This is a genomic window from Sinisalibacter aestuarii, assembly GCF_027923545.1.
Lineage (GTDB): Bacteria > Pseudomonadota > Alphaproteobacteria > Rhodobacterales > Rhodobacteraceae > Sinisalibacter > Sinisalibacter aestuarii.
Genome location: NZ_BROH01000001.1, coordinates 327,594 through 341,706, shown reverse-complemented (window position 1 = coordinate 341,706; position 14,113 = coordinate 327,594). Strand labels below are relative to the sequence as shown.

The window sequence follows — 14,113 nt, the reverse complement described above, 5'->3', positions numbered from 1 at the left end:
ATACAGGATTTTGGCCGCACCGGGAAGCGGGCACGCATCGCTACCTGCGGAAATGCGCCGCCAGCTCGACATGGGTCGACCAGCGGAACTGGTCGACAACCATCAGCCGCTCCAGCGTGAACCCCGCCTCGATGAGAATGCGCGCATCCCGCGCGAAGGTTACCGGATTGCATGAAACGGCGGCGATGCGGGTGGCGGACGAGGCCGCAATCTCGCGCGTCTGGGCTTCGGCACCGGCGCGCGGCGGGTCGATCACGATCGCATCGAACCGGTCAAGCTCGTCCGGCATCAGCGGATGACGGAACAGATCCCGCGTTTCGGTAGTGACCCGCTTCAGCCCCTGCGCCTTGCGCCATCCGGCATCGAGCGCCGCCATCATCGCGGCGGATGCCTCGACGGCATGAACTTCGGCCTGCCCGGCAAAAGGCAGCGAAAACGTGCCGCTTCCGGCAAACAGATCGACGACCCGGCGCGCGTCGCCCACTCCTGCCAGAACCTCGCGCCGGAGCGCCGCCTCGCCCTCCGCCGTTGCCTGCAGAAAGGCGCCGGAAGGCGGCACGACCAGCGCCGCGCCAAACCGCTGCGCCGGCGGCACCGCCATCGCGACAAGCTCGTCCTCCCAGGTGAGGCGCGCGAGCCCGGTCTGCCCGGCAATCTGCGCCAGGGTCGATTCGAGCACGGGATCGAGCGGCTTTCCGCCGGTCACCACAACGTCCGGCCCGGTTTGCGAGAGCGCCACGGCGATCCGCACCGTGCCCTTGCGCGACCCGCCCGCTTCGACGAGCGCCTCCATTGCGGGAAATGTGGCGATCAGGTCCGGATGCAGGAGCAGGCAATCCGGAATCGCGGTGAGCGCATCGGATCTGGGCGCATGGAAGCCGATCAGAACCCCCGTTTTCATGCGCCGAGCCGAGAGCACCGCGCGCCGCCGGGATCGGGGTGGAGATGTCTCTATTTCAGCCAGATTCGCGTCAATTCCCTGCGCGGCGAGGGCGGTTTGGACCACATCCATCTTCCAGCGCGCGACAAAATCGTCAGAGGCATGTTGCAGCGCGCAGCCGCCGCAGGATTTGTAATGCCGGCATGGCGGCCTGACCCGATCCGGCGACGGCGTGACGATCCTTGGCCTGTCGATCCGGTTGCCGTCCAGCTCACCCTCGACCCGCTCGCCGGGCAGGGTGCGGGGCGCGAAGACCGGGCCGGGCGCGATCCCGTCGCCCTGGTGGCCGAGCCGCTCGATGGTGACCCCGGTCATGACCGGTTCGCGAGCAAATCATCGCGCCCGAGCGTGAAGCCGGAGGCGATCCAGCGGTCTTCCAGCAGGCGCATCCGGTTGCCCAGCGCCTGCCCCTCGAAATCCGGCATCAGATCACGCGGCCTGACCGGAAAAACGGCCTTCGCACCCGCCGCCAGCCGCGCCAACAGATCGGCCGGCGGCGTGGTTTCCAGCAAGGCGGCGGAAAGCAGCGCCACGTCGCGCCCCTCGTCGGCGCCGAGCCGGTAGCCCAGCTCTTCCGGCGCGGCGAGGCTGCCGCGATGTTCGACAAGCCGCCCCAGATGCCGCGCTTCGGCCTTCGACAGCCGCAGACGATCGGCGTAATGGTCGCCGCCAAGGCAGGCGAGGCGGCGCAACGGGTCCGGTGCCACGCCCAGCGCCTGCTCGTGATGGACGAGGATCGGCAGCGCCACCGCATCCGCGCCGGGCAGGACGCGGTGCAGAACGCCTGCCTGCACCATCGCCGCCACGCTCGGCCCCGGGTCGGGCGCGGCAAGGAGCTTTTTGATTTCCGCGCCCACCCGTTCGCGTGAAAGTGTCTCTAATCCGGCGGAAAGCTCGGCAATAGCAGCCAATGCCGCCTCATCAATCCCGTTTTCCGGATCGCCATACCAGGCGTGGAACCGGAAGAACCGGAGGATGCGCAGGTAATCCTCGCGGATCCGATCGCAGGCATCGTCGATGAAGCGTACCCGCCGCGCGGCGAGGTCGGGCAACCCGCCCAGCGGATCGGTGATCCGACCGTCCGGAGCGGCATAGAGCGCATTCATCGTGAAATCGCGCCGATGCGCGTCTTCCTCGATGGAGCCGGCATAGGCGACGACGGCGCGCCGCCCATCCGTTTCCACATCCCGGCGGAATGTCGTCACTTCAAACGGGGCGCCATGCACCACGACGGTGACCGTTCCATGCTCGAACCCGGTCGGCACCGGATGGAAGCCCGCGAGCTTTGCCAGCTCCGTCACCTGTTCGGGCGTGGCGTCGGTGGTGATGTCGATATCGGTGATCGGCTCGCCGAGAAGCGCGTTGCGCACGCAGCCGCCGACGAACCAGGCCTGATGCCCGGCCCGCGTAAGCATGGCGCATACCGCCTGCGGCCCCTCGGCGCGGAGCCAATCGTCGGTGATCCGGGCGCTCATCGGCTGAGATCCTCCGCCAGCGCCCGCAGCATCCGGGCCGTCGCGCCCCAGATGTAATAGGGGCCGTAGGGCACCACATAGAAGCGCCGCCGCGTGCCGCGGAAGAACCGGGATTCGACCATGAAATTCGCCGGATCGGCGATATGAGCGAAGGGAACGGTAAACACCTCATCCACCTCGCCCGTTTCCGGGATCGGCTCGAATGTGTCTCTGATCCAGCCCAATACAGGCGTTACGTTGAACCCGGTGATCGTCTCATGCGCTGGCATCGTGCCCAGCACCTCGACAATGTGCCGCGGCAAGGCAACCTCTTCCTCGGCCTCGCGCAGCGCCGCATCCACCGCGTCGGCATCGCCCGGATCGAGCTTGCCGCCGGGAAAGGCGATCTGGCCGGGATGGTGCTTGAGGCCGGAGGCGCGCTTGGTGAGCACCAGGCGCGGGCCCTCCGCCGCCTGCTGGAACGCCACCAGCACGGCGGCCGGGCGCAATGTCCGGTTGGCGGGGCGAAATTCAGGGTTCAGGTCGAAGTCCGACGACGGCGCGCCGCCGTTTGCGGCCGCACGCAGCCGGGTGATCGGATCAGCCGCCGTCACCCTTTGCCTCCTCGGCTTCGAACCCGAGCGTCTTCGGGTCGAACTCGTAATGCGCGCCGCAGAACTGGCAATCGGCGGTTACGATGCCCTCTTCCGTCGTCATATGGCCGATATCTCTCTGCGAGTAGATCGACAGGCTCTGGCGCACCCGGTCTGCCGAACAGGTGCAGCCGAAGGCCACCGGCACCGGATCGAAGACACGCGGACGTTCCTCGTGGAACAGGCGCACGAGCGTGTCGGTGGGCTGGATCGTGGGGCCGATCAGCTCATCCGCCGTCACCGTCTCAAGCAGGATATTGGCGCGCGACCAGGCTTCCAGCTCGTTGTCATCGGTGAGCAGATCGGCGGCATCGAGCAAACCGCCCGCACCGGAGCCGCCCTCTTCCTTCATGCGCGGCGGCACGCCCGGCATTTTCTGCAGCATGAGGCCGCCCGCGCGCCAGCCATCGGCGGCACGCTCGGAGGTGAGGGCAAAGCGGGTGGGCAGCTGCTCCGACTGGGCAAAGTAGGTCTGCGCGCAATCGGCGAGCGCATGACCGGCGATCGGGGTCAGGCCGGAATAGGGCGTGGTGCCCTTGCCCTGGTCGATCAGCACCGCGAAATAGCCGCGCCCGATCTGCGGAAACGGATCGCCATTCGGGTGCAGCCGGTCTTCGTCATAGCTCGCATAGGCGCGAATGCGGCCCGGCTGGCCCTCTTTCTCGGGCGCGTAATAGTCGGTGGCCACCAGCCGGGCCGGACCGTCGCCGCGCACCTGCAGCGAAAGCTTCCAGCGCAGCTTGATCGCCGGGCCGATCAGTGCGGTGAGAATGGCGGCCTCAGCCACCAGCGCCTCGATGGCGGGCGGGTAATCGTGCTGCGACAGGATATTGTCCAACACACCGTCAAGCCGCACCGCCCGGCCGCGAATATCGCTCCGGTCGAGCTGAAACGGCAGCACCGTATCGTCCCATGCAATCTTCGACCCAAGGCTCATTTGCGCATTCCCCGTTGCCTTTCGCCCCGCATACCCCGTCTATGGAACCGGAGCAACCGAGGGAGAGTCCGATGATCCGGCGATATGGTGACCCTGTGCGCCGAGACAAGAGCTACCGGCTGCGCGCCGGGGCCTATGCCATCCTGCCGCGCGGCGACGAGGTGCTGCTTACGCACCAGTCACGGCCCTATCCCGAATTCCAGCTTCCCGGCGGCGGGATCGACCCCGGCGAAAGCCCGCTTGCCGCGCTGCACCGCGAGGTGCTGGAAGAAACGGGCTGGCGCATAGCCGGGCCGCGCCGGCTGGGTGCCTTTCGCCGCTTCACCTATATGCCGGAATACGAGATCTGGGCCGAGAAACTGTGCCATGTCTACATCGCCCACCCGGTGCGCCAGGTGATGGAGCCGAGCGAGCCCGGCCATGTCGCGCTGTGGTCGCAGGGCCGGGTTGCTGCCGAGATCATCGGCAATGAAGGCGACCGGGCATTTCTGGAAGGCTATTTTGGCTGATCGTGCGGCGCACCGCGCCAGGTGATCATCGCGCAGGACAGATCGTCGGGAAAATCCGGCGCACCACAGAACATGTCGAGATCCCAGACCAGCGCTTCGAGAAAGTCGCCGGTTTCGAGATCGCGATTGCGCTGGATGATCTCGACAAACCCGGACTCATCCAGCATCTGGCCATCGTGGCCGGTGCATTCGGTGAAACCGTCGGAATAGAACAACAGCCGCTCGCCGGGGCGAAGCTGAACCTGCCATTGGCTGAACGCGGCATCGTCCAGCAGCCCCACCGGCATACCGCTTTCGCCGATATATTCCACGCCCCGCTCCGGCCGCAGAAGGGCCGGGTTCGGGTGCCCGCATTGCGCAATGTCGACAATGCCGCTGCGCAGATCGAGATAGCCGATCAGAAAGGTGAAATAGAGATCCGAGCGCATGTCTTCGAGCATGAGGATGTTGAGCAGCGTCGCCACCTCCTGCGGCGGGCGGGCGATGTAGCGCCCGTCCGTATCGCGCACCAGTGCGATATTCTGCTCCGGCGCCCCGTCCGACAGGTAGCTTGCAAGCCGCGCGGTCAGCAGCGCCGAGGCGATGCCGTGACCCGACACGTCGATCGAAAACATCGCCACCTTGTCGGCGCCCGCCCGAAAGAACCCGACCAGATCGCCGCCGACATGGCCGGACGGCTTCAGCAGCAGCGAAACGCTGGCGGGGCCGAAATCCCGGTGCCGTTCGCGCAGGAGCGCCTGCTGCATCTTGCGCGCCTCGAACAGATCGCGATCCAGCGCATCGTAAAGCCCGCTGATTTCCTGCAAGGTGGACGAGATCAGCCGGTTCTTGTCGCTGAGTTCGCGCTCCATCGTCAGAATCCTGTCGCCCGCGCTGATCCGCGCGAGCAGTTCATCGGCGTTTACCGGCTTGGTCAAAAAATCGTCGGCCCCCACATCGAGCCCCTGGGCGACTGCGCCTTTCTCGGTCTTCGAGGTCATCAGGATGAAATAGATATAGCGCTCCGCCCCCAGCGCACGGATGCGCCGGCACAGAGCCAGCCCGTCCATCCCCGGCATCATCCAGTCCGACAGGATAAGATCGGGCGGATCGGCCTTTGCGATCTCATACGCCTCATCCCCCGATGCCGCCTCGGCCACCGAAAAGCCCTGCCGGGTGAGCGAGGAGGCGAGCAACAGCCGCTGCGCGCGTGAATCATCGACCACCAGCACGCGGTGGATCGCGCCAAGGCGCCGGCCGCTCGGCCCCGTCTGCGGGGCTGACATCATGGTGGTCATCTCCGACCTTTCGGGACATGTTCGCCGCCCTGGATAGCCCATACGCCTCTAACGCCCGGTTAAACCTAAAATTTTCACGCCACGGCCCGGACGTAACCGAATCTTAGGCCCGTACTGCGATCTTGCGGCGCAAAAGGAGAGCGGCATGGTCGATTGGCAGCGCGTGCGCATGTTGAAGGACGAAATCGGCGAGGAAGATTTTGCCGAGGTGGCTGCGCTGTTCATCTCGGAGATCGACGATGTGATCGCCCGGCTGAAATCGGCGCCGGAGCCGGACCGGCTGGAACATGACCTGCACTTCATGAAATCTTCGGCGCTGAACCTCGGCTTTTCCCGCCTCGCCGCGCTGTGTCAGGAGGGCGAGCGCCGCGCCGCGGATGGGGCGGCGGACATCGACCTTGCCCCGATCTTCACGGCCTATGCGGCATCGAAAACGGCTTTTCTGGCCGGTTAGAGTATGAATTCGCCGATCACGTCATCCTCGGTCACATCCGTATAGGTGAACCCCTTCTCGTCGAGCCGGGCGAACAGGCGCAGGAAATTCTCGGGCGCTTTCGTCTCGATCCCGATCAGCACGGTGCCGAAGTTCCGGGCCGACTTCTTGAGGTATTCGAACCGGGCGATATCGTCGTCAGGGCCAAGAATTTCGAGGAAATCCCGAAGCGCGCCGGGGCGCTGCGGCAGGCGAAGCAGGAAGTACTTTTTCAGCCCCGAAAAGCGCTGCGCGCGCTCCTTCACTTCCGGCAGACGTTCGAAATCGAAATTGCCGCCGGAGGTCACGCATACCACGGTCTTGCCGCGAATCTCACCGGCCAGTTCACCCAGCGCATCCACCGCAAGCGCGCCTGCCGGTTCGAGCACGATCCCCTCGACATTCAGCATGTCGAGAATCGTCACGCAGATTCGGTCTTCCGGCGCGGCAATGATGTGATCGAGCGGCACATCGCTGAGCGCTTCGAAGGTCAGATCGCCCACCCGCGCCACCGCCGCGCCATCGACAAAGGTATCGACCCGCGACAGCGAGATCGGATGGCCCACCGCGAGCGCCGCCGTCAGGCTCGCCCCGCCCGCAGGCTCGACATAGCGCAGCTCCACCTGCGGCGCGACCTGCCGCAGATACGTCTTGATCCCCGCCGCCAGCCCGCCACCGCCGACCGGCAGCACCACGAGATCGGGCGCCTTGCCAATCTCGTCGATCATCTCGACGGCGACGCTGGCCTGACCTTCGACGACATCGGCATCGTTGAACGGCGCGAGGAAATGCCCGCCGGCCTCGTCGCAATAGCTTTGCGCGGCGGCCAGCGTATCGTCGAAATAGTCACCAATCAGGCGGATTTCGACGTTTTCGCCGCCAAAGATACGGGTCTTGTCGATCTTCTGCTGTGGCGTTGTCACCGGCATGAACACCACCGCGCGCACCCCGAAATGGCGCGCGGTGAAGGCCACGCCCTGCGCATGGTTGCCCGCGCTGGCGCAGACGAACACCGTTTGCGACGGGTCCGCCGCCAGCACCTTGCGCATCGCGTTGAAGGCGCCCCGGATCTTGTAGCTGCGCACCGGCGAAAGGTCTTCGCGCTTCAGCCAGATATCGGCACCGAACCGCGCCGACAGATGGTCGTTGCGCTGGAGCGGCGTGGGCGGGAACAGCTCCCGCATCTTGCGTTCGGCGATAAGCGCCTTGTCTGCGAAATTGGTCATGTGCGCGATAGTGCCGATCCGCCACTTGCGCGCAAGGGCCGATCACCCTTGCCCGCCTGCCTGCCAACCGATAAACCGCCGCGGAAACCAGACAGACGGAGTCTCCCATGTCCGCGCCGAAGAAAGTCGTGCTTGCCTATTCCGGTGGCCTCGATACCTCGATCATCCTGAAATGGCTGCAAAGCGAATACGGGTGCGAGGTGGTCACTTTCACCGCCGATCTCGGCCAGGGCGAAGAGCTGGAACCGGCGCGCGAAAAGGCGCTGATGCTCGGCATCAAAGAGGAAAACATCTACATCGAAGACCTGCGCGAAGAATTCGTGCGCGATTTCGTCTTCCCGATGTTCCGTGCCAACGCGGTTTATGAAGGGCTTTACCTGCTCGGCACCTCGATTGCCCGACCGCTGATCTCGAAGCGCCTGATCGAGATCGCCGAGGCGACCGGCGCCGATGCCGTGGCCCACGGCGCCACCGGCAAGGGCAACGATCAGGTGCGGTTTGAGCTGTCGGCCTATGCGCTGAACCCCGACATCAGGGTGATCGCGCCCTGGCGGGAATGGGATCTGACCTCGCGCACCCGGCTGATCGACTTCGCCGAGAAGAACCAGATTCCGATCGCCAAGGACAAGCGCGGCGAAGCGCCGTTCTCGGTCGATGCGAACCTGCTGCACACCTCGTCCGAGGGCAAGGTGCTGGAAGACCCGGCCGAGGCCGCGCCCGATTACGTCTACCAGCGCACCGTGAACCCGGAAGACGCGCCGAACGAGCCCGAGTTCATCGAGATCACCTTCGAGAAGGGCGACGCGGTGGCGATCAACGGCGAGGCGATGAGCCCGGCCACGGTGCTGACCAAACTCAACGAGCTTGGCGGCAAACACGGCATTGGCCGGCTCGATTTCGTGGAAAACCGCTTCGTCGGCATGAAGTCGCGCGGCATCTATGAAACGCCGGGCGGCACGGTGCTGCTGGAAGCGCATCGCGGCATCGAGCAGATCACGCTCGACAGCGGCGCGGGGCACCTCAAGGATTCGATCATGCCGCGCTATGCCGAGCTGATCTATAACGGCTTCTGGTTCAGCCCCGAGCGCGAGATGCTTCAGGCGCTGATCGACAAGAGCCAGGACTTCGTGACCGGCACGGTGCGGCTGAAGCTCTACAAAGGGTCTGCCACCACCGTTGGCCGCTGGTCGGATTACTCGCTCTATTCCGAGGCCCATGTGACCTTCGAGGAAGACGCGGGCGCCTATGACCAGAAAGATGCCGCCGGCTTCATCAAGCTCAACGCGCTGCGGCTGCGGCTGCTGGGAATGCGCCGCAACCGGGTGAAATAGAGCCACATGCTGGAGCGGCGCGAGATCACGAGAGAGACGCTCTCACCGCTTCTGCGCCTCAAGGTGCGCCCCGACCAGGATCACCTCGTCGCGCCCAACGCCATGACGATCGCCCAGGCGGCCTACGAGCAGCCCGGCGCCTATGTCTGGGGCCTGTGGACGGGCGACGCGGCTGTCGGGCTTGTCGCGATGATCCACCCTCTGGAATACCGGCACCTCGAACCGGGGGACGACCCGGAAGGGGCCTATATCTGGCGGCTCATGATCGCCGCGGAGCATCAGGGCAAGGGGCTTGGCGGTGCCGCCATCGGGGAATGCCTGGCGCAAGCTCGCGCCTGGGGCCTGCCCCGGCTGGCCACTTCGGTTGTCGACTCGTCCGACAGCAATATCGGCTTTTACGAACGCCTCGGCTTTCGCCGCACCGGCGCAATCGTCGATGGCGAGATCGTTCTCAGCCGCGAAGTCTGAGCCGGAACAGGCGCTCGTAATGCGGCAGAGCCGCCTCCAGCAAGGCCGCGGCCTTGCCTTTCAGCACGGGCGCATCGCCCTCCGGCCCGGCAAAGCCGGTGGTCTTGTGCAGGCTGCCATACCAGACCGGGGCCCAGATGCCATCGTCCGGGTGGCCGCCTTCGGGCCAGGACAGCATCGCAGGGGTCCAGTCCAGCCCGATCGCTTCGCACAGGGCGCGCAGCATCCGCCCGGGATCGCGGCGGATATCGGCGCTGTCGATCACCACCGGCATCTGGCCCAGCGCCTGCACATATTCGAACAGCTCACTCTGCTGGGTGAAGCCGATATCGGCCAGCGTCATCGCATCGTATTTCGCGCCGAAGCTCGCAATCACCCGCGCCGGGTGGCGGATCAGAAACACGTTCACGACCTCGGCCATCCACTCGCGCGGCATCTCCGGGATCATGTGCTGGCACATGTGTTTTTGGTAGAAATGCGGTTTTTCAGCCGGAACAGGGCCTGTGAGTTGCGCCACCACCTGTGCCGGATCTGTAGGCTGCGAGGCGATCACCTCGGCGCGCATCGGGTGATCGAGACCCGTCGCCGCAAGATAGGCCGCATAGAAAGGTTCATCGGCCACCGCCATATCGCCGCGTGCGGCGAAGGCATACATCATCGCCGTCGACAGATTGCGTGGGCCGGACCACATCGCGATCCGCATCAAACCCGGCCATGCTCGATCAGCGCCTTGTAGAGCGCCCGAATGCGCTCCGTCACCGGCCCGAGTTCTCCCGTTCCGATCACCCGCCCGTCGATCACCCCCACCGGCATTTGCGCGCCGAAGGTGCCGGTAAGAAAGGCTTCATCCGCGCCGTAGGTCTCGACCAGGGAATAGTTCTTCTCGAAAACCGGAATGCCGGCCTCGCGGCAGAGCTGGATCACCTTCGCGCGGGTGATCCCGTTCATGCAGTAATCGCCCGTCGAGGTCCAAACCTCGCCCTTTCGGACGATGAAGAAATTGCATGAATTCGTGGTGTTCACGAAACCATGCACATCGAGCATCAGCGCCTCGTCCGCCCCGGCCTTTTCAGCGTCGATGGCGGCAAGGATACAGTTGAGCTTGGAATGCGAATTGAGCTTGGGGTCCTGCGTCATCGGCAGGCCCCGGATATGCGGCACCGTCGCCATGCGGATCGGGCGCGGCAGGGCCGGCCTGGAATGCTCCATGATGATGGCCACGGTTGGCCCTTGCTGGCTAAGTGCCGGGTGCTGGAAGGGCCGGGTTTTCACCCCCCGCGTAACCATCAGCCGGGCATGGGCATCGGTCTGCATCCCGTTCGCGGCGCGGGTGTCTTCCAGCGCGGCAAACACCTCGTCGCGGCTCATGCCGATATCGAGGTCGATGGCTTTGGCCGCCTCGAACAGACGGTCGAGATGCTCGTCGACAAAGGCCCAGCGCCCATCGTAGAGCCGAAGCCCTTCCCAGACGCCATCGCCCAGCATGAAGCCGGAATCGTAGACCGAAACCAGCGCCTCCGCCTTCGGCAGCACCTTGCCGTTGAGCCAGAGCAACACGGTATCGTTCCGGCTGTCTTCCACAGCCTGGTGGGCGCTGACGTGATCGGTCATTTCGTCTCTGTTCCTGCCAAAAACGCATCAACATCGGCGCGCGACGGGATCGCGTCGGCGGTGCCTTTGCGGGTGACTTTCACCGCCGAAGCCGCCGCGCCAAGACGCAGCGCCTCGGCCCGGCCCAACCCCTGATCGAGCCCGGCAATCGTGTAGCCGATGAAGCAATCGCCGGCGCCGGTGGTATCCACCGGATCGACCCTGAAAGCAGGCACCGCGACGGCTTCGCCGGTTGCCTGATCGCGCCAGGTCGCGCCCTCGGCGCCACGGGTGATCAGCAGGTTGGGCACCGGGATTTGCTCGACCGGCAGGCCCAGTGTTTGCGAAAGCTGCCCGGCCTCGATCTCGTTCAGCACCAGCAGATCGACGAAGGGCATCAGCTCTTCGACCACCTCCGGTTTGAACGGCGCGGCCGAATACACCACGAACAGGCCCTTTTCACGCGCAATCCGCGCCGCGAGCGGCTTGTCCGACACTTCGTTCTGAAACATGAAGATGTCGCCGGCCGACGCTTCGGCCAGCGCAGCCGCAATCGCCTCGGGCGACTGGTGATAATTCGCGCCGGCAAAGGTGACGATGGCGTTTTCGCCCGCATCGTCGACATTGATGATCGCATGGCCGGTATGGCCCGCGCCGCGGCCGATATGCGCCACATCCACGCCAAACCCGGCGAGGCGGTCGAGCACCCAGGAATTGTCCTGCCCGATCATGCCGATATGGCGCACCGGCGATCCCGCCCGCGCCACGGCAACCGACTGGTTGGCGCCCTTGCCGCCAAGGCCGACTTCATGCGCCGTCGCGGGCAGCGTCTCGCCCGGCTCGGGCAGGTGCGGCACCCGGTAGAACCGGTCCACATTGATCGAGCCGAGATTGAAGACCGTCATCCGCCCACCTTGTTCGCCGCGAGCACCGCCATGTTCAGAATGTCATTCGCGGTGGAGTTGGTCGAGCAGATCTGGATCGGCTTTTCGACGCCCGCGAGAATCGGGCCGATCACCGTGGCGCCGGCAAGCTCCTGCATCATCTTCACCGAGATCGAGGCGGAATGCCGCGCCGGCATCACCAGAATATTGGCCGGACCCGAGAGGCGGCAGAACGGATAGCGCGCCATGACATCGGGATTGAGCGCCACGTCGGCGGTCATCTCGCCGTCGTATTCGAAATCCACGCCGCGCTCGTCGAGCACATCGGGCGCAAGGTGCATCTTCTCGGCGCGTTCCGAGATCGGGTAACCGAAGGTGGAAAAGCTGGCAAAGGCCACGCGTGGCTCCAGCCCGAGGCTGCGCGCGACGGCGGCGGCACGCTCGGCGATATCGGCCAGATCGTGCTCGTCGGGCCATTCATGCACCAGCGTATCGGCGATCAGCACGATCCGCCCCTTGTGCAGAAGCGCGGTGATCCCCACCGCTCCATCCTCGGCCTTGGCGTCGAAGACATGGTTGATCAGATCCATCACATGCGCCGATTTGCGGGTCGCGCCCGTGATCAGACCGTCGCCATGGCCATGCGCCAGCATCAGCGACGAGAAGACGTGCCGGTCACGCGCGGCGAGGCGGTGAATGTCGTGCCGGTCGAAGCCCTTACGCTGGAGCCGCTGGTAGAGGAACGCCTTGTATTCGGCCAGATGCTCGGTGGTGGCGGCGTTCACCACCTCCAGCTCGGGCACCGCATCGCCCAGGCCCGCCGCTTCGAGCTTCTGTTTCACATCGGCCTCGCGGCCCACCACCAGCGCCTTGCCGAAATTGCCGCGCTGATAGGCGACGGCGGCGCGCAGCACATGCGGGTCGTCGCCCTCGGCAAAGATCATCGTCGCCTGCGCCGCACGGGCACGGGCATTGAGCGAACGGATGATCGAATAGGTCGGGTCCATCCGCGATTTCAGGTTCGCGGTGTAGCGCTCCATGTCGATGATCGGCCTGCGCGCCACGCCGGAATCGCTGCCCGCCTTCGCCACGGCTGGCGGGATCGTGTAGATCAGGCGCGGATCGAACGGCGTGGGAATGATGTAGTCGCGCCCGAAGGTGAGCTTTTTGCCATAGGCCACGGCCACCTCGTCGGGCACATCCTCACGGGCGAGGGCCGCCAGCGCTTTGGCGCAGGCGATCTTCATCTCGTCATTGATCGCGCGGGCATGAATATCGAGCGCGCCGCGGAACAGGTAGGGGAAGCCAAGCACGTTGTTGACCTGGTTGGGGTAGTCCGACCGTCCCGTCGCCACGATCGCATCGGGGCGCACCTCATGCGCCTCTTCCGGGGTGATCTCCGGATCGGGGTTGGCCATCGCGAAGATCACCGGATCGGGGGCCATGCGCTTGACCATCTCCTGCGTCACGGCGCCCTTGGCCGACACGCCGAGGAACACATCGGCGCCGTCCATCGCCTCTTCGAGCGTGCGCCGGTCGGTTTTCACCGCATGGGCCGATTTCCATTGGTTCATGCCATCGGTGCGGCCCTGGTAGATCACGCCCTTGGTGTCGCAGACAATGCAGTTTTCGTGCCGCGCGCCCATGACCTTCACAAGCTCGATGCAGGCGATCCCGGCAGCGCCAGCGCCGTTCAGCACGATCTTCACATCCTCGATCTTCTTGCCCGACATTTCGAGCGCGTTGAGCAGCCCCGCCGCGGTGATCACGGCCGTGCCATGCTGATCGTCATGGAAGACCGGAATATCCATCTCTTCCTTCAGGCGCTGTTCGATGATGAAGCATTCGGGCGCCTTGATATCTTCGAGGTTGATGCCGCCGAAGGTGGGCTCCATCAGCTTCACCGCCTTCACGATCTCGTCCACGTCGATGCTGTCGAGCTCGATGTCGATGGCGTTCACATCGGCGAAACGTTTGAACAGCACCGCCTTGCCCTCCATCACCGGCTTCGAGGCGAGCGCGCCCAGGTTGCCAAGGCCAAGCACCGCGGTGCCGTTGGAGATCACCGCCACCAGATTGCCCTTGTTGGTGTAATCATAGGCGGTTTCAGGGTTTTCGTGGATCGCTTCGCAGGGAACGGCCACGCCGGGCGAGTAGGCAAGGCTCAGATCGCGTTGCGTCGTCATCGGCACGGAGGGGGTGATGTCGAACTTCCCCGGCGTCGGCTCGTGATGATACTGCAGGGCCTCTTCGCGGGTCACTCGGGAGTTGCTCATTTTCTCGCTTTCGATCGTCGTCATCGCGCCCGTCATAGCTGGCCGACCATGGCGGCTCAATACAATTGCAATACGGGCGCGTTTCACGGGTGAATC

14 protein-coding genes are annotated in these 14,113 nt (G+C 65.0%); 4 read left to right on the top strand and 10 right to left on the bottom strand.

What is annotated here, in order from left to right; genetic code table 11:
- Positions 1 to 40: 40 nt before the first annotated feature.
- Genes QMG28_RS01750 through hslO form a run of 4 tightly spaced genes read right to left on the bottom strand, consistent with a single transcriptional unit; the run spans position 41 to position 3,984 of the window.
- Positions 41 to 1,255 carry a class I SAM-dependent RNA methyltransferase gene (locus tag QMG28_RS01750; protein WP_281840442.1) on the bottom strand — a complete coding sequence of 405 codons (1,215 nt, stop codon included), beginning with the start codon at positions 1,253 to 1,255 and terminating at the stop codon, positions 41 to 43.
- Positions 1,252 to 2,415, bottom strand: coding sequence for a CCA tRNA nucleotidyltransferase (locus QMG28_RS01745; protein ID WP_281840441.1), 1,164 nt, complete (start codon positions 2,413 to 2,415; stop codon positions 1,252 to 1,254). The genes QMG28_RS01750 and QMG28_RS01745 overlap by 4 nt, the downstream gene beginning before the upstream one ends.
- On the bottom strand, positions 2,412 to 3,008 hold the full coding sequence (locus QMG28_RS01740; protein WP_281840440.1) for a CoA pyrophosphatase: 597 nt from the start codon (positions 3,006 to 3,008) through the stop codon (positions 2,412 to 2,414). The genes QMG28_RS01745 and QMG28_RS01740 overlap by 4 nt, the downstream gene beginning before the upstream one ends.
- Positions 2,995 to 3,984, bottom strand: coding sequence for an Hsp33 family molecular chaperone HslO (hslO, locus tag QMG28_RS01735; protein ID WP_281840439.1), 990 nt, complete (start codon positions 3,982 to 3,984; stop codon positions 2,995 to 2,997). The genes QMG28_RS01740 and hslO overlap by 14 nt, the downstream gene beginning before the upstream one ends.
- A gap of 71 nt (positions 3,985 to 4,055) precedes the next feature.
- Between hslO and QMG28_RS01730 the strand changes: the two genes are divergently transcribed.
- Positions 4,056 to 4,493: an NUDIX domain-containing protein gene (locus QMG28_RS01730; RefSeq protein WP_281840438.1), complete on the top strand. Its 438-nt coding sequence runs from the start codon at positions 4,056 to 4,058 to the stop codon at positions 4,491 to 4,493.
- Here QMG28_RS01730 and QMG28_RS01725 read toward each other — a convergent pair.
- Positions 4,481 to 5,770: a PP2C family protein-serine/threonine phosphatase gene (locus QMG28_RS01725; protein WP_307726333.1), complete on the bottom strand. Its 1,290-nt coding sequence runs from the start codon at positions 5,768 to 5,770 to the stop codon at positions 4,481 to 4,483. The two genes, QMG28_RS01730 and QMG28_RS01725, sit on opposite strands and share 13 nt — an antisense overlap.
- Before the next feature lie 145 nt (positions 5,771 to 5,915).
- Between QMG28_RS01725 and QMG28_RS01720 the strand changes: the two genes are divergently transcribed.
- Complete coding sequence (locus QMG28_RS01720) at positions 5,916 to 6,224, top strand: Hpt domain-containing protein (protein WP_281840437.1); 309 nt, start codon at positions 5,916 to 5,918, stop codon at positions 6,222 to 6,224.
- Here the strand turns inward: QMG28_RS01720 and ilvA are convergent.
- Positions 6,221 to 7,468, bottom strand: a complete 1,248-nt coding sequence (ilvA, locus tag QMG28_RS01715; RefSeq protein ID WP_281840436.1) for a threonine ammonia-lyase IlvA — start codon at positions 7,466 to 7,468, stop codon at positions 6,221 to 6,223. The two genes, QMG28_RS01720 and ilvA, sit on opposite strands and share 4 nt — an antisense overlap.
- A gap of 107 nt (positions 7,469 to 7,575) precedes the next feature.
- Between ilvA and QMG28_RS01710 the strand changes: the two genes are divergently transcribed.
- Complete coding sequence (locus tag QMG28_RS01710) at positions 7,576 to 8,799, top strand: argininosuccinate synthase (protein ID WP_281840435.1); 1,224 nt, start codon at positions 7,576 to 7,578, stop codon at positions 8,797 to 8,799.
- Between the two features lie 6 nt (positions 8,800 to 8,805).
- Complete coding sequence (locus tag QMG28_RS01705; protein WP_281840434.1) at positions 8,806 to 9,267, top strand: GNAT family N-acetyltransferase; 462 nt, start codon at positions 8,806 to 8,808, stop codon at positions 9,265 to 9,267.
- Here the strand turns inward: QMG28_RS01705 and QMG28_RS01700 are convergent.
- From QMG28_RS01700 to QMG28_RS01685, 4 genes are read right to left on the bottom strand one after another with little or no spacing between them, the layout of a single operon-like run.
- Positions 9,251 to 9,970 carry a sulfotransferase-like domain-containing protein gene (locus QMG28_RS01700; protein ID WP_281840433.1) on the bottom strand — a complete coding sequence of 240 codons (720 nt, stop codon included), beginning with the start codon at positions 9,968 to 9,970 and terminating at the stop codon, positions 9,251 to 9,253. The genes QMG28_RS01705 and QMG28_RS01700 overlap by 17 nt on opposite strands.
- Entirely contained in the window at positions 9,970 to 10,878 is a 909-nt protein-coding gene (locus QMG28_RS01695) for a D-amino acid aminotransferase (RefSeq protein WP_281840432.1), read from the bottom strand. Before QMG28_RS01695 ends, QMG28_RS01700 begins: the two co-directional genes overlap by 1 nt.
- The gene (locus tag QMG28_RS01690; RefSeq protein WP_281840431.1) at positions 10,875 to 11,762 is read right to left on the bottom strand and encodes a ribokinase; all 888 of its coding nucleotides are present in this window, start codon (positions 11,760 to 11,762) and stop codon (positions 10,875 to 10,877) included. The genes QMG28_RS01695 and QMG28_RS01690 overlap by 4 nt, the downstream gene beginning before the upstream one ends.
- Positions 11,759 to 14,017 (bottom strand): NADP-dependent malic enzyme, encoded by a 2,259-nt coding sequence (locus QMG28_RS01685; RefSeq protein ID WP_281841042.1) that lies wholly within the window; start codon positions 14,015 to 14,017, stop codon positions 11,759 to 11,761. Before QMG28_RS01685 ends, QMG28_RS01690 begins: the two co-directional genes overlap by 4 nt.
- Positions 14,018 to 14,113: the final 96 nt, after the last annotated feature.